The sequence below is a fragment of the Leuconostoc holzapfelii genome (assembly GCF_012396485.1).
Classification (GTDB): domain Bacteria; phylum Bacillota; class Bacilli; order Lactobacillales; family Lactobacillaceae; genus Leuconostoc; species Leuconostoc holzapfelii.
The window spans coordinates 21,798-43,470 of sequence record NZ_JAAXPO010000004.1; the positions used below are offsets into that span (position 1 = coordinate 21,798).

The 21,673-nt window shown below is 43.7% G+C and carries 20 protein-coding genes, 2 tRNA genes and 1 riboswitch; of the genes, 4 read left to right on the forward strand and 18 right to left on the reverse strand.

Annotated features, from left to right (window positions below; translation table 11 throughout):
- Positions 1–60: 60 nt before the first annotated feature.
- Positions 61–229: riboswitch (Lysine riboswitch) on the reverse strand.
- 17 nt (positions 230–246) lie between these two features.
- Positions 247–1,014, reverse strand: a complete 768-nt coding sequence (locus tag HF966_RS04090) for a phospholipid phosphatase (RefSeq protein ID WP_246586663.1) — start codon at positions 1,012–1,014, stop codon at positions 247–249.
- Between the two features lie 86 nt (positions 1,015–1,100).
- Between HF966_RS04090 and HF966_RS04095 the strand changes: the two genes are divergently transcribed.
- Positions 1,101–2,279, forward strand: a complete 1,179-nt coding sequence (locus HF966_RS04095; RefSeq protein WP_168676509.1) for an LCP family protein — start codon at positions 1,101–1,103, stop codon at positions 2,277–2,279.
- A gap of 38 nt (positions 2,280–2,317) precedes the next feature.
- Here the strand turns inward: HF966_RS04095 and trpS are convergent, their stop codons facing one another.
- Positions 2,318–3,334: a tryptophan--tRNA ligase gene (trpS, locus tag HF966_RS04100; RefSeq protein ID WP_168676511.1), complete on the reverse strand. Its 1,017-nt coding sequence runs from the start codon at positions 3,332–3,334 to the stop codon at positions 2,318–2,320.
- Between the two features lie 158 nt (positions 3,335–3,492).
- Here trpS and HF966_RS04105 point away from each other — a divergent pair, with 158 nt between their 5' ends.
- Complete coding sequence (locus tag HF966_RS04105; RefSeq protein WP_168676512.1) at positions 3,493–4,488, forward strand: ketopantoate reductase family protein; 996 nt, start codon at positions 3,493–3,495, stop codon at positions 4,486–4,488.
- Positions 4,489–4,516: 28 nt separating this feature from the next.
- Here the strand turns inward: HF966_RS04105 and HF966_RS04110 are convergent, their stop codons facing one another.
- The 4 genes from HF966_RS04110 to HF966_RS04125 all read right to left on the reverse strand — a co-directional run bounded on the left by HF966_RS04110 (position 4,517) and on the right by HF966_RS04125 (position 9,077).
- Positions 4,517–5,455, reverse strand: a complete 939-nt coding sequence (locus HF966_RS04110) for a DUF1810 family protein (RefSeq protein WP_168676514.1) — start codon at positions 5,453–5,455, stop codon at positions 4,517–4,519.
- Between the two features lie 84 nt (positions 5,456–5,539).
- A complete protein-coding gene (locus tag HF966_RS04115; protein ID WP_168676516.1) occupies positions 5,540–6,532 on the reverse strand; it encodes a nucleoid-associated protein in 993 nt (330 codons plus the stop codon).
- Between the two features lie 105 nt (positions 6,533–6,637).
- A complete protein-coding gene (locus HF966_RS04120) occupies positions 6,638–8,764 on the reverse strand; it encodes an AAA family ATPase (protein ID WP_168676518.1) in 2,127 nt (708 codons plus the stop codon).
- Between the two features lie 79 nt (positions 8,765–8,843).
- Entirely contained in the window at positions 8,844–9,077 is a 234-nt protein-coding gene (locus HF966_RS04125) for a transcriptional regulator (protein WP_168676782.1), read from the reverse strand.
- 260 nt (positions 9,078–9,337) lie between these two features.
- Here HF966_RS04125 and rlmD point away from each other — a divergent pair, with 260 nt between their 5' ends.
- The gene (gene rlmD / locus HF966_RS04130; protein ID WP_168676520.1) at positions 9,338–10,816 is read left to right on the forward strand and encodes a 23S rRNA (uracil(1939)-C(5))-methyltransferase RlmD; all 1,479 of its coding nucleotides are present in this window, start codon (positions 9,338–9,340) and stop codon (positions 10,814–10,816) included.
- Between the two features lie 39 nt (positions 10,817–10,855).
- Here rlmD and HF966_RS04135 read toward each other — a convergent pair whose 3' ends face one another.
- The 7 genes from HF966_RS04135 to mutY form a co-directional block, all read right to left on the reverse strand.
- On the reverse strand, positions 10,856–11,695 hold the full coding sequence (locus tag HF966_RS04135) for a DUF1129 domain-containing protein (protein WP_168676522.1): 840 nt from the start codon (positions 11,693–11,695) through the stop codon (positions 10,856–10,858).
- Positions 11,673–12,029, reverse strand: a complete 357-nt coding sequence (locus HF966_RS04140) for a PadR family transcriptional regulator (RefSeq protein WP_168676524.1) — start codon at positions 12,027–12,029, stop codon at positions 11,673–11,675. Before HF966_RS04140 ends, HF966_RS04135 begins: the two co-directional genes overlap by 23 nt.
- Before the next feature lie 124 nt (positions 12,030–12,153).
- Positions 12,154–12,226, reverse strand: a tRNA-Thr gene (locus tag HF966_RS04145).
- Positions 12,227–12,290: 64 nt separating this feature from the next.
- Positions 12,291–12,372 (reverse strand) — tRNA-Leu (locus HF966_RS04150).
- 50 nt (positions 12,373–12,422) lie between these two features.
- Positions 12,423–12,806, reverse strand: a complete 384-nt coding sequence (locus HF966_RS04155; protein WP_168676526.1) for a DUF6508 domain-containing protein — start codon at positions 12,804–12,806, stop codon at positions 12,423–12,425.
- Between the two features lie 39 nt (positions 12,807–12,845).
- The gene (locus HF966_RS04160; RefSeq protein WP_168676528.1) at positions 12,846–13,949 is read right to left on the reverse strand and encodes an AI-2E family transporter; all 1,104 of its coding nucleotides are present in this window, start codon (positions 13,947–13,949) and stop codon (positions 12,846–12,848) included.
- Positions 13,949–14,971 (reverse strand): A/G-specific adenine glycosylase, encoded by a 1,023-nt coding sequence (gene mutY, locus HF966_RS04165; protein WP_168676530.1) that lies wholly within the window; start codon positions 14,969–14,971, stop codon positions 13,949–13,951. Before mutY ends, HF966_RS04160 begins: the two co-directional genes overlap by 1 nt.
- A gap of 123 nt (positions 14,972–15,094) precedes the next feature.
- On the opposite strand from mutY, the gene HF966_RS04170 reads away from it, so the two are divergent.
- Positions 15,095–15,238 carry a hypothetical protein gene (locus HF966_RS04170; protein ID WP_168676532.1) on the forward strand — a complete coding sequence of 48 codons (144 nt, stop codon included), beginning with the start codon at positions 15,095–15,097 and terminating at the stop codon, positions 15,236–15,238.
- Between the two features lie 92 nt (positions 15,239–15,330).
- Here the strand turns inward: HF966_RS04170 and rlmH are convergent, their stop codons facing one another.
- The 5 genes from rlmH to walK form a co-directional block, all read right to left on the reverse strand.
- On the reverse strand, positions 15,331–15,810 hold the full coding sequence (gene rlmH / locus HF966_RS04175; protein WP_168676534.1) for a 23S rRNA (pseudouridine(1915)-N(3))-methyltransferase RlmH: 480 nt from the start codon (positions 15,808–15,810) through the stop codon (positions 15,331–15,333).
- 653 nt (positions 15,811–16,463) lie between these two features.
- Complete coding sequence (locus tag HF966_RS04180; RefSeq protein WP_168676536.1) at positions 16,464–17,603, reverse strand: S1C family serine protease; 1,140 nt, start codon at positions 17,601–17,603, stop codon at positions 16,464–16,466.
- A gap of 62 nt (positions 17,604–17,665) precedes the next feature.
- The gene (yycI, locus tag HF966_RS04185) at positions 17,666–18,442 is read right to left on the reverse strand and encodes a two-component system regulatory protein YycI (RefSeq protein ID WP_168676538.1); all 777 of its coding nucleotides are present in this window, start codon (positions 18,440–18,442) and stop codon (positions 17,666–17,668) included.
- Positions 18,443–18,454: 12 nt separating this feature from the next.
- Positions 18,455–19,774, reverse strand: coding sequence for a two-component system activity regulator YycH (gene yycH, locus HF966_RS04190; protein ID WP_168676540.1), 1,320 nt, complete (start codon positions 19,772–19,774; stop codon positions 18,455–18,457).
- A complete protein-coding gene (gene walK / locus HF966_RS04195; RefSeq protein ID WP_168676541.1) occupies positions 19,764–21,635 on the reverse strand; it encodes a cell wall metabolism sensor histidine kinase WalK in 1,872 nt (623 codons plus the stop codon). The genes yycH and walK overlap by 11 nt, the downstream gene beginning before the upstream one ends.
- Positions 21,636–21,673: the final 38 nt, after the last annotated feature.

Below are 21,673 nucleotides of genomic sequence, written 5' to 3' on the forward strand. Positions count from 1 at the left end.
GGGGCAAATAAAAAGCCCCTTTCTTGTATAGAAAGAGGTTCAAAAAGTCATTTTATCGTAACTTTTCAAAGCACACCACGTCGCCGTGACAGTCTAACAACTATTCGTTGTTAGCCCAATTTTACGCTGCCTTGCGTAAAATTTCGGCAACCGCCCCTTTCTCATAAAGTCATTGTTCTTGGCGAACTCATTTACGGTACTCATGTTGGTTGCAACCTCTTTGATAACTTGATTATCATATCATCTTTAAATTGAGGTGTCAATTTTCAACACTTCGCGCCAGTGTTTGGCATGCTTTCGGTACTGTTGTTCGCTCAATTGCCACCAAAAGTACCCAAATAATAAGGCGCCGAGCTCACTTGATAGCGACAGGTGATTTTGTTGCATGCGTGCCAGCGCTAGCAAACACCAGAACAAGATGATGCAGCCTTGTACAACCAATCGCCACTTTAACTGCGTCATCAGGCGTGGCAAAAAAATCACAAAAAGCACAGCTAAAATTTGCAACCACCAACTCGATAATAAATCAGGCACCATCGGACCTAAATGTACGCCGTTGTGCCATTGCAGTTGTAACAGCACCGTGACCACTGCTGCAACAAACAACGCCAGCAGCTGGGTCACAAGCAACCAACCCATCGCTATTTTATAATTAACCCAATAAAGTAAACACGCCAGTCCAACAGTGAACAGCGCTGCCAACCAATAATGATTACATATGCCAGCCAAACTAACCCACGACTGCACGGTTTGCGGCAAAAGATGACGGACTGCCAATTCTGCGCCATCATCCAACACATGCATAAACAATAGATTAAAACGCACCTGTATTGCTAAGATTAAAAACAGACCGCTAAAAATAAGGATGAGGACTTTTCTGAATTTATCTGGTTCGATTAACATGGATTCACTCACTTGTCGATTGATCATGATAATTGTACCATTGTGCCCAATATTATTTCTTAAAAACATTAATATTGGCTTTTTTTTAAACGTCCCTTTATCTTCAGTCATAATTATGTTACTTTAGTTGCGATACCCAAGACACGATTTTTTGACGATAACCAAATCAAAAAACAAGATTTAGGAGACTGATTCACATGGATCCCCAGTTCGATTCCCGCGCGCATCACCACAAATCCCCCAGTCATAAACTTCGCAATTTCATTTTCATTATATTGGCGGTTGTTTTACTAGTGGTCGGGTTGCTTGTGTGGCGAACCATACATAACACAAAAGGCGTCATAGATAAATCATATGCCGGTGCCGGCATAACCAAGTCGCGAAACGTGTCTGATGTCGTTAAGAGCGGACGACCAATATCGATTTTACTTTACGGTACGGACACCGGTGAATTGGGACGAACTTATCGTGGCCGAACCGATTCAATGATGCTTTTGCTCATTAATCCCAAAACTGAACAGACAACACTCATTTCACTGGCCCGTGATGCCATGGTGTCTATCGTTGGCTACGAAGACACCTTCCCACAAAAATTAAATGCCGCCTACGCCTACGGCTCAACAGCTACTTCAATTAAAACTGTGGAATCATTTTTGAACATACCAATTGACTATTACGCCCTCGTTAACATGGGTGGTTTAGCCACAATGGTTAACCAAGTAGGCGGTATATCTGTGAAGTCGCCACTTGATTTCACGTATAGCCAAGAAACCGCCCATAATTATGGGCCAAACCTTTACCGTTTCCATAAAGGCAGTGACAAATATGAGCATTCTGACGATAACGGTGTCACTTGGTCCGAATCAAAAACCGTCATGACTGGTGATGCTGCCCTCGCCTTTTCCCGCATGCGTTATGATGACCCGACCGGTGATTACGGCCGCCAACAGCGACAAAGCCTTGTGTTGGAAGGCTTGATCAAAAAATCAGCCAATGTGTCGAGTTTGCTCAACGACAAGTTCATGGCGACAATTTCTAAAAACGTACGCACTGACCTCACCTTTGGTGATATGACAACGATGGCTAGCAAGTATATTAAAGCTAAAAATCACATTACCACCGAACACATGCAAGGTGTGACCACTAATTACCCTGATGCTGCGGGTAACAACGTATCTTATGAAGTCATTCCACAAACGGAAAAACAACGTGTCACAGACATTGCTAGAAAATCACTTGGTCTCAAATCGGCTAAAACCGGCCGCCCCTATGGCGGTAAAATTCCACCAAGTCTTGCCAATGTTGCTGCGTCACTACGCCCAGTCGGAGATAATAGTACCGTTGAGGCCGACACTGCGGCTACCTCAGCACAATAAAAGCACCAAGCCAAATGGCTTGGTGCTTTTATAATGCATTATCCAAAATAATCAATACCCATCGCATGACGCACATCTTTCATTGTCGCTTCTGCAACAATGTTAGCCCGCTCTGAACCTGCTTTTAACATAGCCATTACTGCTGGCATGTCTTGCGCAAACATCGCACGTCGTTCACGAATTGGTGCCATTTCGGCTTCCATCACTTCGATTAGGTGCTTTTTTAGCTTCATATCACCTAAACCACCAGCCGTGTATTGTGCCTTCAGATCAGCAACACGCTGCTGATCCGGATCAAAGATATCCAAGTAGGTAAACACCACGTTGTCCTCAACATGACCAGGATCGTCAATGTTGATGTGCAAAGGATCTGTATACATCGCTTTCACTTTTTTAGCCAATGTATCTGCATCATCGGAAATATAAATGCCGTTACCAAGTGATTTTGACATTTTAGCATTACCATCAATCCCTGGTAGACGTCCTTGACCCTTTGGTGGGAAAACCCCAACCGGCTCAACTAAAACATCTGATTGGTAGGCGTTGTTAAATGACCGAACCAATTCACGTGCTTGTTCCAACATGGGTTCCTGATCATCCCCGACAGGCACTTTGGTGGCACGGAAAATAGCGATGTCGGCTGCCTGCGACACTGGATAAGTTAAAAATCCAGCCGGAATGCCCTCGCCAAAACCTTTTTGTGAAATTTCTGATTTCACCGTCGGATTACGTTGTAACCGAGCAACTGATACTAAGTTCATAAAGTACTCTGTTAATTCGAAAAGTCCCTTAATTTGTGATTGCACAAAAATTGTGGTTTTCGCCGGGTCAATCCCAACCGCCAAGTAATCTAAAGCGACTTCAGATAGTGATTGTTGAATCTTTTCTGGATTACGGGCGTTATCCGTAAATGCTTGCGTGTCGGCAATCATAACAAAGGGATCAAATGCACCGGAATTTTGCATTGCGACGCGGTTTTTTAGTGAGCCAATATAATGACCAATATGTAACTTCCCTGTTGGGCGATCACCTGTTAAATAAATTTCTTTAGACATTTTAACTTCCTTTATTAAAATCGTGCCACACGCACTCTACCTCTTATTATACGGTAAAATTTGCGCTGTTCATAGGTTATAAGATTAAAAATACCCTTGACTTAAAATGTGATAAACATTAGAATTATATCATCAAACAACGATAGGAGATTCATACTATGAAATATGCAGTAGTTGGCGCAGGTGCGATGGGGTTGCGATATGGTATTCTCCTCCAAGAAAATGCTGGTGTCCCCGTTGATTTTATTGAACCAACGCAAGCCAGCCTCGACAAAATCCATGCCCAAGGCGATAAAGTCTGGAAATCACGTGATCATCAGGACCGACATGAAATTAAAATCAATATTTTTTCACCTGAATCTTATACTGGTGACCCCGATGTTTGGATTTTCTTTATGAAGCAAATGCAGCTGCAAGACACATTGGATCGCCTCGCTCCCAAGTTCAAACCTGGGCAAACAGCACTTGGGGCAATGAACGGTATGGGGCATATCGAAAAGTTACAACACTATTTTGATGATGCGCATATTATCGGCGGAACTGCGATGATTGCCACCGTCCTCAATGATTTTGGTGACGTGGATTTCATGGGCGCAGAGGGTGCTGGCTCATCTGTTTACGCTAATCTGACTGAACAACCCTCGGCCACGATGGACGCACTCTTAGTCGACTTTAAAGCTGCACACTTGAATCCTAGCTATACGGAAAACTTTATGGGCACATTACTGACTAAAGTGTTCTTCAATGCCGTGGAAAACTCTATTGCAACCATGTTCCAATCGCGGATGGGGCAACTGATGGCCTATGATGGTTTCCTTGAAGGAATTGCCCGCCCACTTGTCAACGAAGCCTACGACGCAGCAGAAGCGGCAGGTATTCAACTCATCGAAAGTCGCGATGATATGGTGGCCCAAGTTGACTTCGTTTCCAACGTTGCCAACCCCCTCCACTTCCCATCAATGTACCAAGACTTTGTTAAAGGCCGGCCCACAGAAGTAGATTACATTAATGGTTGGATCGCCGATCTCGCCGACAAACACGGCACGCCAGCACCTAACCATCACCTTGTAACCAACTTTGTCCATTTGGCCGAGTCAATGCGCGAATTCACACCACCAGTCAATAAACTCGCCCCTGATTATACCGGCGCGTAATAAAAAGCATGCCCAGCGGGCATGCTTTTTATTGAGCTAGTAATGCTACAGTCTCTGAATGTTTCACCCCAGCAAAGTATTTATCTAATGCCCTTTGATATAGGTCCGTATTGTCGGTCATTTGGTCAAAGAGTGTCAAACACGCTTGAAATTTTGGTGTGTCCACCGCACCAAATACTGCCACTGGATCATTACCTGGCAGTGTTAACGTTAAACCAACTATGGTTTCCAACCGTGTGCGTAATAATTCATCTGCTAGATAATCACGGGCCTCTTGTGCGTCAGCAATCCCGTAATAGGTTGCCCGTTCACTGTGTCCTAACGCGCGTAACTGTGGCAACACATACCACATCCAGTGTGTTTGCTTTTGGCCTTGGCTGATTTCCGTTTGCGCATCAGCAAAACTGTTCACACCCGCAATCTCACCATTTTGGGCATCGACAAAGCGCTGTAGTGCTGAATCAAGGGTTAACACTTGCACAGTCTGCGTGGCTTTAAATTTTTTATACAAGCGGTATACGGCCTGCCCAGCAAAGGTTAAATGCATATGGTCAATTGTCTGCGGCGCAACCCATTTCTTGGCGTCAATTTCTGTTTCGTCGATTGCACGCTGTTCAGTTACCCAATCTGTGAGGTAAAAAATATTGGTATAAAGTTTGGCCCGATCCCCGTTAGGATACGCCGCCACAAACTGTCGACCAGAAACCGAGCCTATGAGTTGCAACTGTGCTGGGTCGGCAATAATACCTGCTTCTTCAGTGGCTTCTCGCGCGGCACTCTCTTGCCACGATAATTCGGGTTCAACGTAACCACCAGGAAAGGCCCAGCCTGCAAAATCACGATTATAAATCATCAACAACTCACCTTGTTGATTTTCAATGACCACGTCTGTTGTCGGCATGACAAGTTCAAAATCATGCCCTACCCGGGCACGAATTTTAGCAACATAAGAATCTTCATATGGCATGATGCTATCTATCCAAGCTATTGCTAACTTAGTCCTTTCATATTAGGTATATTTCCCTTAATTATACCGCAGTTTATCGGTGTATCAGACTGAGAACTGATTGGCAATTTGTGCGATATCTTTTATCACTAACGATGTTGACCCATCAGCATGATTGATAAATTCAACTTTGGAACGATCTTGGTAAACAGCCATTGGAATTGATATTTCTATCCCAGAATCCAGTTTGAACTTTTGAGCCCGGTATTTCTTTTCGTACTTTGGTGTATTATCAACCGGAATCACCTGCGCAACCGCTTTTGCGGCTAGTTTTTCTTGATACTGCGTCTGTGCTGTGAGGTTGTCAGGAAACACTTGCTCGGCAATCTGAGTGGTATCAATTTGCCCCGCTGATAGGCTGTCATAAATGGCCGTTTGGGTCATCGCTAACACCTCGTGTTCCGGCACATCATCGAATTTTTCTGCGATAGCTTTTACCGTTCGCTTAATCGTTTGGAGATTCTCTTTGATAGAAGTTTGCGGCGTTAAGGCAAGTAATTTTTCAGAGAAATACGCCACACGATGCCCGTCAATCACATACTTCTTCTCCAATAAATGATATTGCAGTGTTGTTTTATTGACGATAATTGCTTCATCAACTGTTTGACTACTGGCTGGCAAGACGGTTTGATTTAAGACTAAATTATTCACCATTTGGTCATCAATATATTCCACCGCATGGGCGTAGCGTGGCGCAAAATTCAACTTCATCATCCCAAAAATCGGGCCATCGTCAGTCGTCGCCAAAAAACTTAACAAATCTCCTGCCGGCACCGCCTCACTCGCTGCAATGATATCAAATAATTGGGTAGCAAAACCCGCCGTCATCTCAGAAAAGTCAGAATTGGCCAGCGCCGTCGCTAATGTATCTTGTGGGGTTAAGGTGCCACTTTTAACATCCCCAGACAAGACTTTTGTCACGAGTTTTTCAATGTAGGCTTGTACACCAGCATTATCTAGTGGCATTTCCCCTTGCGAGGCAATCAAACTGCCAGTATTAGTATCTAAAATGTGTAGCATCGCATGTTGAAGAATCATGATTTCATCCTTTTTGTGTCGTATTCTCATTATATCACGACCGTTTTGCACGATTGCTGCCATAAAAAAACTAACAAACCTCACGGTTTGCTAGTCTTTTAATGTTTAAGCTTTATTTTCAATCACGGCTGAAATGACAACTTCACCATCCACTAAGTCGGCACTGAGATGTTTTTCGCCAGGATTATCGAGGTAGAAATCAGTGACTTGGTCACGAATTTGTTGTTCAATCACACGGCGTAATGGCCGTGCACCCATGGCTTCATCATAGCCTTCTTCAATCAAGTGGTCCTTCACGTCATCAGCGACTTGCAGCGTCAATTCTTTCTTCGCCAATGTTTGGTTGACATCGTCTAACATCAAGTCGACAATTTCCTTCAAATCTGTCTTGGTCAAAGCTGAGAATTCAATGACACCGTTGAAGCGGTTCAAGAACTCTGGCCGGAAGTATGGGGCCAACCGTGCCATCAACTCGCCTTCGCTCTTGTCTGAGAAGCCCGCATTAGAAGTTGCAATAATGACGGTGTTCTTGAAGTTCACGACGTTTCCTTGTCCATCAGTCAAACGCCCATCATCCATGACTTGCAACAAAAGCGTCAACACTTGTGGGTTGGCCTTTTCAATTTCATCTAAGAGCACAATTGAATAAGGATTGCGACGCACTTTTTCAGTCAATGTATTGCTATTATCATCATATCCTACATAGCCAGCCGTTGTCCCAATTAACTTTGAAACGGCGGTGAGGTCAGAATATTCCGACATATCCAAACGGATAATGTTATCTTTTGAGCCAAACATATCCAAAGCGAGCTGTTTAGCTAACTCTGTCTTACCCACACCAGTTGGGCCGACAAACAGGAAGCTACCAATTGGGCGGTTCCCTTCGTCAAAACCAGCGCGGTTTCGCCGAATAGCACGCGCCACCATGTTAACTGCTTCGTCTTGACCAATTACCTTACCGGCGAGACGCTCACCGATCGTCTTGAGGCGCTCAATATCTGAGGCGCCCATTTGTGATACAGGAATGCCTGTGAGCCGTTCAACTGACTCCGCCACATCATTTGTTGTGGCCACCACTTTGACTGCTTCGTCTGCGCCAGTAATCGCCTTTTCCAGTTCAGCAATCGTGTTCTTGTGCTTCAATGCAGCCTCAAAGTCTTCGTCAGCGACAGCCTTTTCTTGCTTTTCCTTGGCTTCAGCCAATTGCTTTTCAAGGCTTACCTTATCTGTGACAGGGTTTTTAGCACTCAAGTGAGCAGCTGTCATATCCAACAAGTCAATCGCCTTATCTGGCAATGCGCGTTGTGGGATGTACTGAATGGAATAGTCTACGGCCGCCTTCAACACTTCCTCTGGTAATTCGACGTGGTGGTGCTTTTCATACAAAGCCGCAATCCCCTTCAAAATGGCAAGCGTATCCTTTGCCGAAGGCGCATTGACTGTCACTTCGTTGAAACGACGTGCCAAAGCGGCATTCTTCATAATCGTATTGCGATATTCATCTTGCGTTGTTGCACCAATCAAAGATATTTCGCCACGGCTCAATGCCGGCTTAATAATATCAGCCAAGCCTTTACCACCATCTTCTCCGCCCGTTGAACCAGCACCAAGAATTTGGTGAATTTCGTCAAAGAACAAAATGACGTTCCCAGCGGTCTTGACTTCCTTCATTAAGTTTTGAACATTTTCTTCAAACGCGCCACGGAATTGTGTCCCCGCTTCAAGACTTGAAATATCAATTGAGTAAATTTCCTTGTCCTTAATTGCAGCTGGCACTTCACCGTTAACAATCGCTTGTGCTAAGCCTTCAACAACCGCTGTTTTTCCAACACCGGCATCCCCAACAAGCACTGGATTATTCTTTGTCCGCCGGCCCAAAATTTCCGCTGTTTCTTGAATTTCCTTATTGCGGCCAATCACAGGATCAAGCAGACCATCACGGGCTTCTTGTGTCAAATTACGTCCTAACTTCGCAAGCATCCCCTCCTGCTTAACTTGGCCTGGTTGTTGTGCAGCCATCCGGCCATTGCCTGCCACTTGGGCTTGTCCTGAACCTTGCGGCAACTTACCTGTTTGGCGATATTGCGCAAACTGTTCTGGTGTCACTTCTTGTCCATTAATGAGGTAACGGCGGTTTTCAGTATTATAACCGTTCATATTCCCCATCATGTTGTTAAAAATTTCGTTCATGTCTGATCCAAATGGATCATTGAAAAAATTGTTATTTGCCATATTTGATTCCCCTTTATACAATTATGTGCGATCACTCACGTTTGCGTTTAACCCCTCAACGCTGATCTTAAACAATTATTCAACGCTCATCAGAGTTAAAGTATAATTTTTCCAGATCTCGAAGCACTTCCCACATGGCTTTATGTTGCGCCTTGGCCAAGGCATCTAAATCTCGGACGTTCAAACTCGTTGCATCTGACTGTGTCTTATTAAACGATTTATGAATCGTTGTATAGCCGTAGCCAGATGCTTTCGCCACACGGTAAATCGTTAGCGAATTATCATCTAAATACGCCTTAATATCAAATTTCATCATCGTTTACTCCAACTTATTGTTTGCCCACGCACATGAATATGATTGTGGTTGATAAAGTTTATGCTTCGTGTCATTTTTCCACATCTCCTTTACATTTATTAGTATAACACATCTGCAGTATAACACAAGTGTAAAGCATTCACTTTTGTAAACTATTTTAAATCCCTAGAGCTGTTATACTTAAAGAGCACAACGTTACCATGGCATTGCATTGCAGAAAGGAAGCAGGCAGTCGTTGCTAGCCTGCATATCAAAATATGAGTGAACAAAATAATAACAAAAGGCCTTATCCCCCTAAAAAAGGTGGCTTCAAAGGCAGCAAAAAGTTTGATCCCCGCCGTCAGCCTCAACGCCACAACACTGGAGATGGTGTCGCAGTACGGGTGGGCCAAAATTTTCCACTAACCATCAAACGTCTTGGCATTAATGGTGAAGGTATTGGTTACTTTAAGCGCAAAATCGTCTTTGTGCCTGGGGTGTTGCCTGACGAAGTGGCTGTGGTCAAAGTCACAGAGGTTCAGCCGAAATATATCGCAGCCAAAGTGTTAAAAATCCGTGAAAAATCGCCTAATCGTGTCAAGCCACGTGATGAATACGCCGATGAAGTTGGCGGTTTTGAATTGGAACACATGACCTATCCAGCCCAATTGGCTTTCAAAAAAGATGTCATTGCACAAGCCTTAGAAAAGTTCCAACCCAAAGGCTGGTCAACTTATGATTTGCGTGACACGATTGGGATGGCCAATCCCTATGAATACCGTAACAAAGCACAATTCCCCGTGCGAAAAATTGGCGACAAACTGAGCGTGGGGATGTACAAGCGCAGCAGTCATGATTTGGTTGATTTACCCGTTGTCAACACGCAAGATCCAGCAACTATGAAAGTCTTGCGGACCGTGCGTGACCTACTCGATAAGTTGTCCGTGTCAATTTACAACGAAGATAAGAACCGCGGGACTGTCAAAACCATCGTTGCCCGTGCGTCACATACCACCGGCGACGTCCAATTGACCTTTGTGACCAACACGGACGGCTTCCCTGGTGACACGGCCTTAATTGAAGCCATTAACAAAGCCCTCCCCGAAGTCACGGGGATTTTCCAAAACTACAATCCAGGTCGCACCAGCATTGTTTGGGGTGAGGAAACAATTAAGTTATGGGGCCAAGATTACATCGAAGAAACGATCATGGGCAAGACTTTCCAATTATCTCCCCGTGCCTTCATGCAATTAAACTACACCCAAATGACTGTTGTTTATCACCAAGCCCTTACCGCCCTTGACTTAACCCACGCGGATAAGCTCGTGGATGCTTACGCTGGTGTTGGGACAATTGGCCTGAGTCTAGCAGATAAGGTTGGTGAAGTCCGTGGCATGGAAATCATTCCGGAAGCTGTGGATGATGCCAACATTAACGCCGAAATTAACCACATCACCAATGCCAAATACGAAGTGGGTACGGCAGAAGCACTCTTTCCCAAGTGGCAAGCAGAAGGTTGGGTCGCAGATGCCCTCGTGGTGGACCCACCGCGTACTGGTTTAGATACGGCTTTGCGTCGTGAAATCCTACGCACCAAACCCGAAAAGTTTGTTTATATTTCTTGCAACGCGTCAACGTTGGCCCGTGACTTAGTGGACTTAGCACAAGCCTATCAAGTCGATTATATTCAAAGTATCGATATGTTCCCTCAAACTGCCCGTTGGGAAGGCGTCGTGAAATTAACACGCCGTGATTAAACGATAAAAACAGCCAGACCGTTGCCGGTCTGGCTGTTTTTATGATGCTGATTTTTTCAATTTTTTCGTCGCTAGATAAGTCAAGATATAAAAGGCAATCATGCCAATTATCATTAACCCCACATATAGATAACGACCCAATTTTATATTAAGTAACGGTGCAAATTGCGGTATTCTTGCCATAATACCCATCATGCCAAAAAGCAATGCCACAACAACAAAAGGCAACCACAACCGTTTATCTGTTAATCGGAGATAAATGATACCACCGATGACCCAAACTAACAGGATAACCCCAATGCCCCAAATACCATCCAGCGATACACGTAATGGGGTTTTAACCCATAAATGAATTAAAAACATCGGTGCCAATGCAACGACTGCCAACAACCACAGCATCGCCCACTCTAACCCCTTATGAAGGCGCCAAGTTGACACGTGATAAATTGTGTCAGCCAAGTACTTAAAAAGCAACAAAATCATTACTAACGCATACATGCCGGCAATTAACATGACACCCAAATCAATCGGCTTGCCCGTTGTAGTCAATGATGGCAAAATTGTACTCATGGCATAACTGCCGATGACGATACCAGTCAGCTTAACCATTTCCCAAAAATTTTGGGGCACTTCTGCTAAAAACGCATCTGCTACATCTTTTGGTGATTTCCCGAAGTAATCGATCGCAGATCGGCCATCTTTTTGGGCAGCAACGAGATCCTGCAAGACATCAAGTAGAAATGATTCAATCTGCGCCTCATTTTTCGCAAAACTTTTGAATCGCACATAAAGGAGCAAATCCTCATAGTACACCCTGTTGTCATGATTCAAACGTCGCCGTAATTGGTTATTTTCTTCAATCATCTGATTCGTTTTCATTTTCTTTCTCCCCCTCGATCATGCGATTAACGACATTGGCTAAAATCTCCCATTCCAAAAGAAATGCCTGCTTTTCAATTTCCCCAGTTGGCGTCACATAGTAATACTTACGGTCTGGCCCTTCTTGAGACGGTTGCATTTTCCCAATAATTAACCCACGCCTTTCCATTGCAGCTAATAATGGATAAATTGTCCCTTTTGGAATATCTTCTAAGCCATAGTCATTCATTTGTTTACTAATGCCGTAGCCATAATCGGGTTTTCTTGACAAAATGATGAGCATCATCCCTTGTAGAATGCCTTTCAACATTTGACTCGACATATTTTGCTTCATGTGAATACGACCTTTAGAACTATATTGTTTAACATACTAGTAGTATATAAAATTTTTACTATATTGTAAAACATACTAGTTAACAAAATAAAAAGCAGTGATATAAAATCACTGCTTTTTCTGATGCCGACTAGCGGATTCGAACCGTTGACCCCCTCATTACTAGTGAGATGCTCTACCAACTGAGCTAAGTCGGCAACGCCAAGTACTCAAGTATACCCAAGTTATACTAGATACCCCAGAGAACAACTGTCCTCTTAGTACGGGTGACAGGAATCGAACCTGCACGCCTTGCGGCACTGGAACCTAAATCCAGCGCGTCTGCCAGTTCCGCCACACCCGCATTTAGTTGCTTAGACAACTATATTAGTTTACTTTAAATTCTATCTTTCGTCAAGACTTTATTTCACTTTTTTTCAATTGATACGCCCTACTCATCAAGTCAAGTAGGATACCATTCTCGACTAACACTTGCCACATGCCAGGCGTATATTTTTCACCACGAATAATCGCCGACAACACTGCCCGCACTAAGTCATAGTCATCAGATGAGGCAGCAATTTCGGCTACAACAGCTTCGGGTACCCCTTCATAAAAATCATGTTGTCGCAAGGTCCGGTCAAAGTTGCGATCAAATTCTGCCGATTTAAAATAGTTCTGTGCAAGTGCCAAAATGGCAACCGGATAGGCTGGATAGGGGCCAGCTGGCCATGAAATGGGTTGTCCTTTAGCCGATGCCAAAACGGCAATGTTTTTTTCAAAATCGAATGTTTGCATCTAAAAACCCCCTGTTATACTAACATCCAGTATAACACGTCACTTACTTTTTGTCAGCACAAACAACTCCACGGCGAATTTAATGATCACACGCAAAATAGCATAAACTGGGACAATTAAGATCATCCCAACAATTCCCCATAAGTTACCAGCAACCATCAGCAAAATCATGATGGTCAATGGATGAATGGCCAGTGATTTACCAATCACATTGGGATAGATAAAGTTACCATCAAGCTGCTGAACTACCGTCATGACAACTAACACCAACACGACCTGTTTCCAAGATTGGGTACTGGCGACAATCAACGACGGCACCACCCCAATCCATGGACCAATATATGGCACAATGTTTGTAATGCCGGCCAGCACGCCTAACAACCAAGCATAGGGTTGCCCGATGAGTAAATAGCCGATCGCCATTGTCGCACCAACAAAGCCCATTTCAATGGCTTGTCCGGAAATATATTTTTCAATGGTTGTGTCCATTTGCGTGGTTAATTCGGATATTTTTTCAGCATGCCGATCTGGAAATAATTTTTTAATGGCAGGCACCAGACGATTCCCATCACTTAACATATAAAACAAAATGACTGGAATGGTAATTAAATTAATCGTCACCGTCGTCACGGTTGAAGCAACGGTGCCTAACGTACCCGCTGTCACTGTCAACAACGAGGCGGCATACTTTCCGACGGCGTTTTTGACCTGGTCGACATCAACAGATAAATGCAATGTCTCAAACCACTCACTATTGACCACCTTTGACGATACTTGTTCGGCATCTTTGACAAAGCTTGGCAAAGCATCAACCAAGTTAGAAATTTCTTGTATCAAGGTTGGGACAAGCACAACCAACGCCCCAGCAATAATCGCCAAGAAAGTGAGAAATGTGATAATCACCGCCCCTTGATGCGGTATGTTTTGCCCACGTACTTGCACTTTTTGAATGAGTGCAACAACAGGCTTTAAAATGTAATACAAAAAGCCTGCGACCACTAGCGGTGCAAAGACCGTTGAAATAAATACGCTAATTGGCTGCATTAAAAACTCGAATCCAGCAACAATATAAATGAGCAAAGCCAACGCTAATAGCTCTATCGTCCAAAAAAAGAGTTGTTTTAACTTAGGATTTGGAAACATTATTGCAAGTCCTCCAACGCATCAAGTAGTTTGTGTTGCACAGTTGGCAAAGAGCGCTGCTGCCAATCAGCTGGTGATAAGTAGTCGTAGTTTTCTGCCAATGAAATATCGCGTTTTACCAGCCAAATTTCCCAACGGCGATGAGTGAATACATGCACGATCGGCTTAATATGGAGTTGTTCGCCAACAATCTCATCAATACTTTGAATTTCTTCAAGTGGGAACGTCCAAAATCCAGCTAGCAAGCCGCTATCTGGGCGCCTTTCAAATAACAATCGCCCGGCATCTTCTGATACCGTCGCCATGAATAGTTGTTTCACTGGCTTTTGCTTCTTAGTTTTAACAGGATACGCTGCTTCAACCCCGTCACGATAAGCGGCATTAAATGCGCGCACTGGGGAGCCTTCACTATCTGGGTTTTTGGCGGTCATATAGCTGGAACCCAAATCCATGATGGCTTGATTAAAATCCCCTGGTCGTGCTGGATCAACGATCGGTAAGATGGCATCGTAGAAAATCTTACGTGATTTCGTTTGGGCAATATCTGCATCAATCTTGAGTAACCGACTAAACACGCGATAAGCATTCCCATCCACCGCAGGCACCACTTCGCCAAAGCTAATCGAGGCAATCGCCGCTGAGGTATAAGGCCCGACCCCTGGTAATTCTTGCAAATCATCCGCGCTTTCAGGCCAATGGCCATGTAGCTCGTCGACAACAAAGCGGGCTGCTTTTTGTAAATTACGGGCACGTGAGTAATAACCCAACCCTTCCCATAATTTTAAAACTTGTGTTTCTGGGGCACGCGCGAGATCCTGCACCGTTGGTAAGGCCTGCATAAAGCGCTCATAGTAAGGCAAAACCGTCTCAACTTGGGTTTGCTGTAACATAATTTCTGACACCAATACCCGGTAAGGGTCATGATTGATGCGCCAAGGTAATGTCGCACGCCCTTCTTGATCATACCAATCCAGTAATGTGCGACGAAAATTTTTAATTGTTGCTTCAGACCATATTTCCATAATACTATTGTACCCTAACTTGCACCTAATTTAGCACAGCATCTTTGAAAGCCTTGTTTTTTAAAGATATATAACGTATAATACTATCTTGTATGTAAAACATTTAAAAAAGGAGTACCCATCATGGCATTAAAGAAGCCGCTTAATTCATTCGCCCGTGCTCGCAAGGTCGGACACAACTCAGCCAAGAAGCAACGTCAAACTGCGATTGCAAAGTTGCAACAATGGGCAAAGGGTAAGTCAGAAGAATTACCTGAAACAAAGTAATTTCATCGACTTAACAAAAAACCAGTACAATGTACTGGTTTTTTTGTTTGCTGTTTTGTACTGGCCGCCGCTTTGCAACAGACACCATAAATTTACTTATGATAAGGTGAGCCCTGTTGAATCATAAATGCACGATAAACTTGTTCAACCAAAACGAGTCGCATGAGTTGGTGTGGTAACGTAAGTAACCCAAAACTCATCTTCATATCCGCGCGTTGCTTGACGGCTGGATCCAGCCCTAATGACCCACCAATGATGAAGGTAATATCTGAATAACCATCCAATGCAACCGTGGCAAGTTTTTGGGCAAAAGCCTCCGAAGCGAGCTGCTTGCCTTCGATGGCTAAGACAATCACATAATCGCGCGCGCCAATTTTTTCCTGAATGCGCGCCCCTTCCTTAGCCAAAATTTGTTGATTCTGCGCTTCGCTGGCCTTATCTGGTGTCTTCTCATCGGCTAATTCAATGATTTCTGTTTTTGCAAAACGCGATAAACGCTTCGTATATTCCGCAATTCCCGCTTTAAGATAATCTTCTTTTAACTTCCCGACTGTTATTAATTTAATGTTCATGATATTCACCAACTTTATATATTTTTAATCTTTTTTATCACAATGCAAACATTTGTCTGCATGAACTTATCCACAGTTATGCACACGAACAGCTGAAATAACACCGCGCAATAAGCTTATTATACCAGCATTCTGCTTGTTCGCATCCTTTTTTATCCACAATTTTAGACCAATTTTTGCAAAAATGTGGATAACTTTTTCCACGCCTCATATGCCGTTTTTGGACAAGTATTGTCCCATGTTGCTGACTTTATCCACAGTTTGCCACCTTTTTATCCACAATTGTGGATAAGCACATTTGTTCCCTTAATGTTCCGCTAAAATCCAGACCGAATGTTCCTTTTTTATCCATAGTCCCTTAAATTTGTGTCATAGTTATTCAAATGACGGACAAAAACCGGACATTAACCCGACGCCTGCCATTCGGATAAAATATTTACAAAAACGCGACTCAAATCTGGCGGGTTTACTGCCTTTTAACTAAAAATTAAATATTACAGTGAGTTTTCAACACTGACCCTTTGACTTATCCACATTTTATTGACTTTTGCACCTATTTATCAACATTTTCAGCAGGTTTTTCAACATTTTTCAGAAAATTCACGACCAGCCAATTGTAACAATTTTGTCAAGAAAAAAAGCTAACTGACATGTTAGCTTGCGAGTTTTTGGGTCAATTTTACCTTAACGGTCTTTTTTTCGGCTTGGTGATAGTACGTCAATGTCACCGTATCGTTCAGATTATGCTTGTATAATTCTTCGCGTAAATCTGCTTGCCCGTTGACTGTCTTGCCGTCAATACCTGTAATAACGTCATATTTTTTCAAGCCTGCCTTATCCGCTGGGCCGTTTGGCGTCAAGCTCATCACCACAACACCACCCGTCACTGTTTCTGGGATCTTTAACAAGGATTTTTGATCATCAACAGTCACTGCGGACAACTCCACCAATCCAATACCAATTGCGGGACGCGTAACTTGGCCATCTTTCACCAGCTTGTTCACAATATCAACCACCTGATCTGATGGAATTGCAAAGCCCATTCCCTCAACACTGGTGCCAGATGATGATGTTGAGAGCTTCATGGAGTTAATCCCAATGACTTGTCCTGCAAAGTTGACCAGCGGGCCACCTGAGTTACCAGGGTTAATCGCCGCATCAGTTTGAATAACCGTTGACCCACCATAATTTTGCCCATTTTCAGAAGAAGCTTCAACTAACCGTTTTTTAGCTGAAATAATCCCTTCCGTTACGGAGGAAGCATACTGCGACCCTAGCGGTGAACCAATAGCTAACACCTTTTGTCCGACTTGAATCTTGTTTGAGTCACCAAACGCAGCTGTCGTAGTGACTTTTGATGGGTCAATTTTCAACACGGCCAAATCTGTCATCGCATCTTTTCCAACCAGCGTAGCGCTGACTTTCTGCCCATCATGCAACATAACTTGAATCTGTGCTGCGCCATTGATAACGTGGTTATTGGTCACGATATAGGCACCATCCCCAGCCTTTTTATAAATCACGCCAGACCCTTCAGACGCTTCTTGAAAGGCGTCTTTCCCAGTTTGAGAAAAGTTCAAAACTGAGACCACTGCATCTGACACTTTGTTATAAGCTGAAGTCGCCGTGGTGTCTGCAGCAATTGGGGTGGTCTTTACCGCATTGGTCGCCACTTTTTGGTGTGTGGCTTGCATATCTTCAATGCCCCGTTGTCCATACAACATCGCACCGCCACCAATAACACCCGCAACTGCGCCGGTTAAAATAACTTTTGTTAATGATTTATCTGCCATATGTTTCACCCATCTCTTGATTGTTTATTAGTTTACCGAGTGTAAATTAATATTAAATTAAATTAGGTCGATAAATTGTCGCCAGTAAACGCATTGATCTTCAAAATGTATTTTTCATGGCCACTATACGCCTCAAAGGCCCATACTGGTAAATAAATATCATACCCATTGACACTGAGCGTCTTATCGTAATATAAGCCACCAGCCGATAATCGATCCCCACTGTCAATTTCATTATAACGATACAAATCAACAATCGCTTCTTCTTCTGAAATTAGTGGCCGGTCATCACGTAACTTCTGGCTATGAATCAATTGCCTTTTCACGACGCGTATTGGCTTGTCATTTTTATCATACTGAAAAACCATGGTCCCAGCGTCCGTCATCACAGGCAGCCCATTGAGCTGTTGTGAGTAAACTTTATCCCCATTTGTTTTATTCGCCGTTAAAATCGGGTTCAAGCGATACCCAGCCGCCTTAGCGATACCGGCTGGCGTCAGACTGACTAGTTTATTGTCATCTTTTTCCATCAGGCGGTTGGTTTTAAACTCCGCAACAAGTGACTCGTTGTCTCCCGCTGCCGTCACAGTTAAATCCTCTGGCAACGCCGTAATCGCTTGCTTATCAGCATGCTGAGCAGCCAGATAACTTTTGTATCTAATGGTGGTGCTGTAGCGTGTTAGCTTAATATTTTGCTTGCGCATTTCTGAGATAATACTGGCATTTGCGTCCGCAACTTGATTTGGCGTCACTCGGCCTGCTTGCCACCAATTAAACAGAAAAATATCGAGCAAGATAAACAAGACTAACATTAACACTTTCAGGCGTTTAAACTGCATCGTCTTCTCCTTTTAATTTGTCGGTGATGCTTGGCCCGTGCGTTTGGCCAAATAGCCATCAACACTTTGCCAGCCGTCTGATGTTTCAATCATCCAAGTTGGCACCATATTGACAGCGGCTTGACTTTCCTTACTAATCAACCATTCATAACCCGGTGTAATAAAGTCATAATCGCTAGGCTTCACCCCGGCAGCTTCTAACTGCTTCAATACGTCGTCTGTGGCTGGTAGCGTCACATCTGGTTGCTGATTAGGCACTGGCACGCCAAGTTCATTGAGTGAGTAGGTGCTGGTTTGACGCCCATCTGCTGCCATATCGATATGAATGGCACCACTTTCAGATTGGAAATATACAGGAAAGCCTTCAACATAAGTCCGGTAGGTCACTTGCTGGCCCCCAGCCTGTGCTTCATAAAATCTGGTGTCATTCAAATTCAGTTGCAACAAGTTCATCTGCGCAAAACTCAGATTCAAACGATCCAAGTAAGATTTGGGTAACTTGTTCTTGGTGCTATGATCTTCAAACGTGACCGTTTCCCAATCTGGATCATAAGTTACCGTTTGGTGATTTAACTTATTCGTGTAGACTGTTTTATCACCCGCTTGCGAAATCACTAATTGATTTAAGGTCCCTAACAAAGCCGAAACATACGTTTTCGGATCGCGACGATTGACCAAATACGAATAGACCGGTAATTTGAAAGGTTGCGTATAACGTAACATCGCTTGGCCTTGATAGGTCTTAAAATTCACTACGGCACTTTTAGGCAACTGATTCACCCAACGCCACACTTTATTATTGTTGAGTTTATTCACTTTCACAGACATGATTTGTCTTTTTTGTGTGTTTACAAAATAGCCGTTATGTGAATTATCCATCGCCAGCACAAAGTAATTGAAGTTAAAGGACTGAGGATCAACCTGTTGACTATATCGCATATTAAAATAGGCCAATGGCACCACATCTGGATAGCGTAAGGTAAACGAGGACTTTAAGCGTAGCACTTTCTCAATTTGTTCGGTGCTGACGGTTTCGGTTTGTGCATCAGAAAAGTCTGCTGACGTCAACGCATTCTTGATATCTTTCACGTTCACCGCATCCGTCTTCAATATCACATTTTGTTGCCCACTGGCTTGAGTCACCACGTATTGTGTTGGTCGAAAGACTTTTAACAATTGTTGATCGGACTGCTGCGCCACCGCTTGACTTGGCGCTTCGGCTTGGCCAAATGACTTAAACGTAAAACCGGTCAAGATAACGGATATGCCAATGGCCAAGACTAACAGCAAATTCAAAATGGTATGCTGCACAAAAAAATTTTTATTCCGCATCCCAATCATCCTCCTCTAGCTCAGCATCATCGACATACGCCAAGGAAATATAGAAGGTTGAACCTTTATTCTCAACTGAATCAACCCAGATACGGCCGTTAAACTTTTCAACCACTTCTTTGGAAATCGCTAACCCTAAGCCTGTCCCCCCTTGGGCGCGTGAACGCGACTTATCCACGCGGAAGAAACGATTGAAAATATTGTCCAAATCTTTTCTGGGAATCCCGAGTCCCTGATCTGAAATACTGAGAATGGCCCGTGTTTTGGTTTTGATTAATCGTGCGGTAATGGTCCCACCATCAGGTGAATACTTGACCGCATTGTTCATTATGTTATCTAGCACCTGCGTAAACTTATCAGGGTCAACTTCTACCCACACATCTTCATGCGTAAATTCACGTTTGATATTATAACTTTTATTGGGCGTATCGGCGTTTTTCGCATCATTTTCGATAATCATGTCAAACCGATTTAATACAAAGTTGAACAGACTATTTAAATTCACGACTTCAAGTTTCACATCCATCGTGCCTTGATCCAAGCGCGATAATTCCAATAAATCATTAATCATTCGAATCATGCGCTGGGTTTCATCTTGGACAACACCCAAAAAGTTTTTCGCCATATCCGGATCGTCAATGGCACCTTCAGCTAGTGCATCGACATACGAGCGCACTGATGTGAGCGGTGTCCGTAATTCATGGGACACATTCGACACAAACATTCGGCGTTCGGAATCAATCCGCTGTTGTTCGGTGATATCATGTAAGACCACCACCAAACCAGAAATAAAACCAGACTGCCGCTTAATCAAAGATACGTAAGCCTGGACAAGTACTTCTTTACCCGAATCAGATAAATCGACCTGAAAATCATCTAGATTTTCCAACATGTCGCGTAATGTCCGCTTCCCGCGTAAATGGAGCAAATCAACCACGTGTTGCCCAATGGCAGTCTCACGATCTACCCCGACAAAATCAGCCGCGGCTTGGTTAATAATCGTCACCTCGCCACGACGATTAGCTGCCAAGACGCCATCGGCCATGTGAGTCAGCACCGAATCCAAACGATTGCGCTCAGCGTTCACAGTCTCTGTAGACTCTTCAACACGGGTTGACAATTCGTTAACAGACTGTGCCAAATGCCCAAGTTCATCTGCGCCATAAATATGATTGACCATGGAATAGTCACCACTGGCAATTTTGGTTGTCTGTTCATCGATTTGTTCAATGGGTCGTGTGAGGGTGTGGGCCAAAAACAACGCCAAACCAATGCTGGCGACTAAAGCAATCAAGCCGGCAATAATAAAGAGCTGCATCACACTATTGACATGCTGATAGACCGGTGCCAAACTCGCTTTGACGACAATGACGCCCGTCACATCACTCACATGCCCTGAACTAATCCCAAGCGGCGTCGTCAGTAATTCCTTACGCTCGCCATTATCATTAATCATGCGTGACTTTAAAAACGACTGATCACCAGCTATGGCTTTTTGCGCATTTAAATCCGTTGTTTTCTGACCAATCGTTTGCTGACCTGAGACCGACAATGTGCCTCGGATGGTGCCGGTGCGGTCAATCACCTGCGCTTCTTGTAAATTGCCATTATTGAGACCAGATAAAACATCTTGAATGGCATGATTACCCGCATCGGTGTCAGGATTTTTTAAGGCGGTGGTGATTTGATCTGTCACATACTTTGGCAAGGTAATTTGTTGCTGAAAAGTGGCAAGGTTTTGTTGTTCAATTTGACGTACAAAAAACGCACCCAAAAGTTCGAGTGCGATAATCATTAGCAACACAAAAACAAGGGTGATGCGAAAGCGAATTGATTTAAAAAAGTTAATCGTACTGTTCATAGTTACTGACGTTTGACGTCTGTCTCCTTGCTATTACG

Coding starts and splice junctions, on each gene's coding strand:
- HF966_RS04090 (WP_246586663.1), bottom strand. CDS start 1,014: ATGACTGAAGATAAAGGGACGTTTAAAAAAAAGCCAATATTAATGTTT.
- HF966_RS04095 (WP_168676509.1), top strand. CDS start 1,101: ATGGATCCCCAGTTCGATTCCCGCGCGCATCACCACAAATCCCCCAGT.
- trpS (WP_168676511.1), bottom strand. CDS start 3,334: ATGTCTAAAGAAATTTATTTAACAGGTGATCGCCCAACAGGGAAGTTA.
- HF966_RS04105 (WP_168676512.1), top strand. CDS start 3,493: ATGAAATATGCAGTAGTTGGCGCAGGTGCGATGGGGTTGCGATATGGT.
- HF966_RS04110 (WP_168676514.1), bottom strand. CDS start 5,455: ATGCCATATGAAGATTCTTATGTTGCTAAAATTCGTGCCCGGGTAGGG.
- HF966_RS04115 (WP_168676516.1), bottom strand. CDS start 6,532: ATGATTCTTCAACATGCGATGCTACACATTTTAGATACTAATACTGGC.
- HF966_RS04120 (WP_168676518.1), bottom strand. CDS start 8,764: ATGGCAAATAACAATTTTTTCAATGATCCATTTGGATCAGACATGAAC.
- HF966_RS04125 (WP_168676782.1), bottom strand. CDS start 9,077: ATGAAATTTGATATTAAGGCGTATTTAGATGATAATTCGCTAACGATT.
- rlmD (WP_168676520.1), top strand. CDS start 9,338: ATGAGTGAACAAAATAATAACAAAAGGCCTTATCCCCCTAAAAAAGGT.
- HF966_RS04135 (WP_168676522.1), bottom strand. CDS start 11,695: ATGAAAACGAATCAGATGATTGAAGAAAATAACCAATTACGGCGACGT.
- HF966_RS04140 (WP_168676524.1), bottom strand. CDS start 12,029: ATGAAGCAAAATATGTCGAGTCAAATGTTGAAAGGCATTCTACAAGGG.
- HF966_RS04155 (WP_168676526.1), bottom strand. CDS start 12,806: ATGCAAACATTCGATTTTGAAAAAAACATTGCCGTTTTGGCATCGGCT.
- HF966_RS04160 (WP_168676528.1), bottom strand. CDS start 13,949: ATGTTTCCAAATCCTAAGTTAAAACAACTCTTTTTTTGGACGATAGAG.
- mutY (WP_168676530.1), bottom strand. CDS start 14,971: ATGGAAATATGGTCTGAAGCAACAATTAAAAATTTTCGTCGCACATTA.
- HF966_RS04170 (WP_168676532.1), top strand. CDS start 15,095: ATGGCATTAAAGAAGCCGCTTAATTCATTCGCCCGTGCTCGCAAGGTC.
- rlmH (WP_168676534.1), bottom strand. CDS start 15,810: ATGAACATTAAATTAATAACAGTCGGGAAGTTAAAAGAAGATTATCTT.
- HF966_RS04180 (WP_168676536.1), bottom strand. CDS start 17,603: ATGGCAGATAAATCATTAACAAAAGTTATTTTAACCGGCGCAGTTGCG.
- yycI (WP_168676538.1), bottom strand. CDS start 18,442: ATGCAGTTTAAACGCCTGAAAGTGTTAATGTTAGTCTTGTTTATCTTG.
- yycH (WP_168676540.1), bottom strand. CDS start 19,774: ATGCGGAATAAAAATTTTTTTGTGCAGCATACCATTTTGAATTTGCTG.
- walK (WP_168676541.1), bottom strand. CDS start 21,635: ATGAACAGTACGATTAACTTTTTTAAATCAATTCGCTTTCGCATCACC.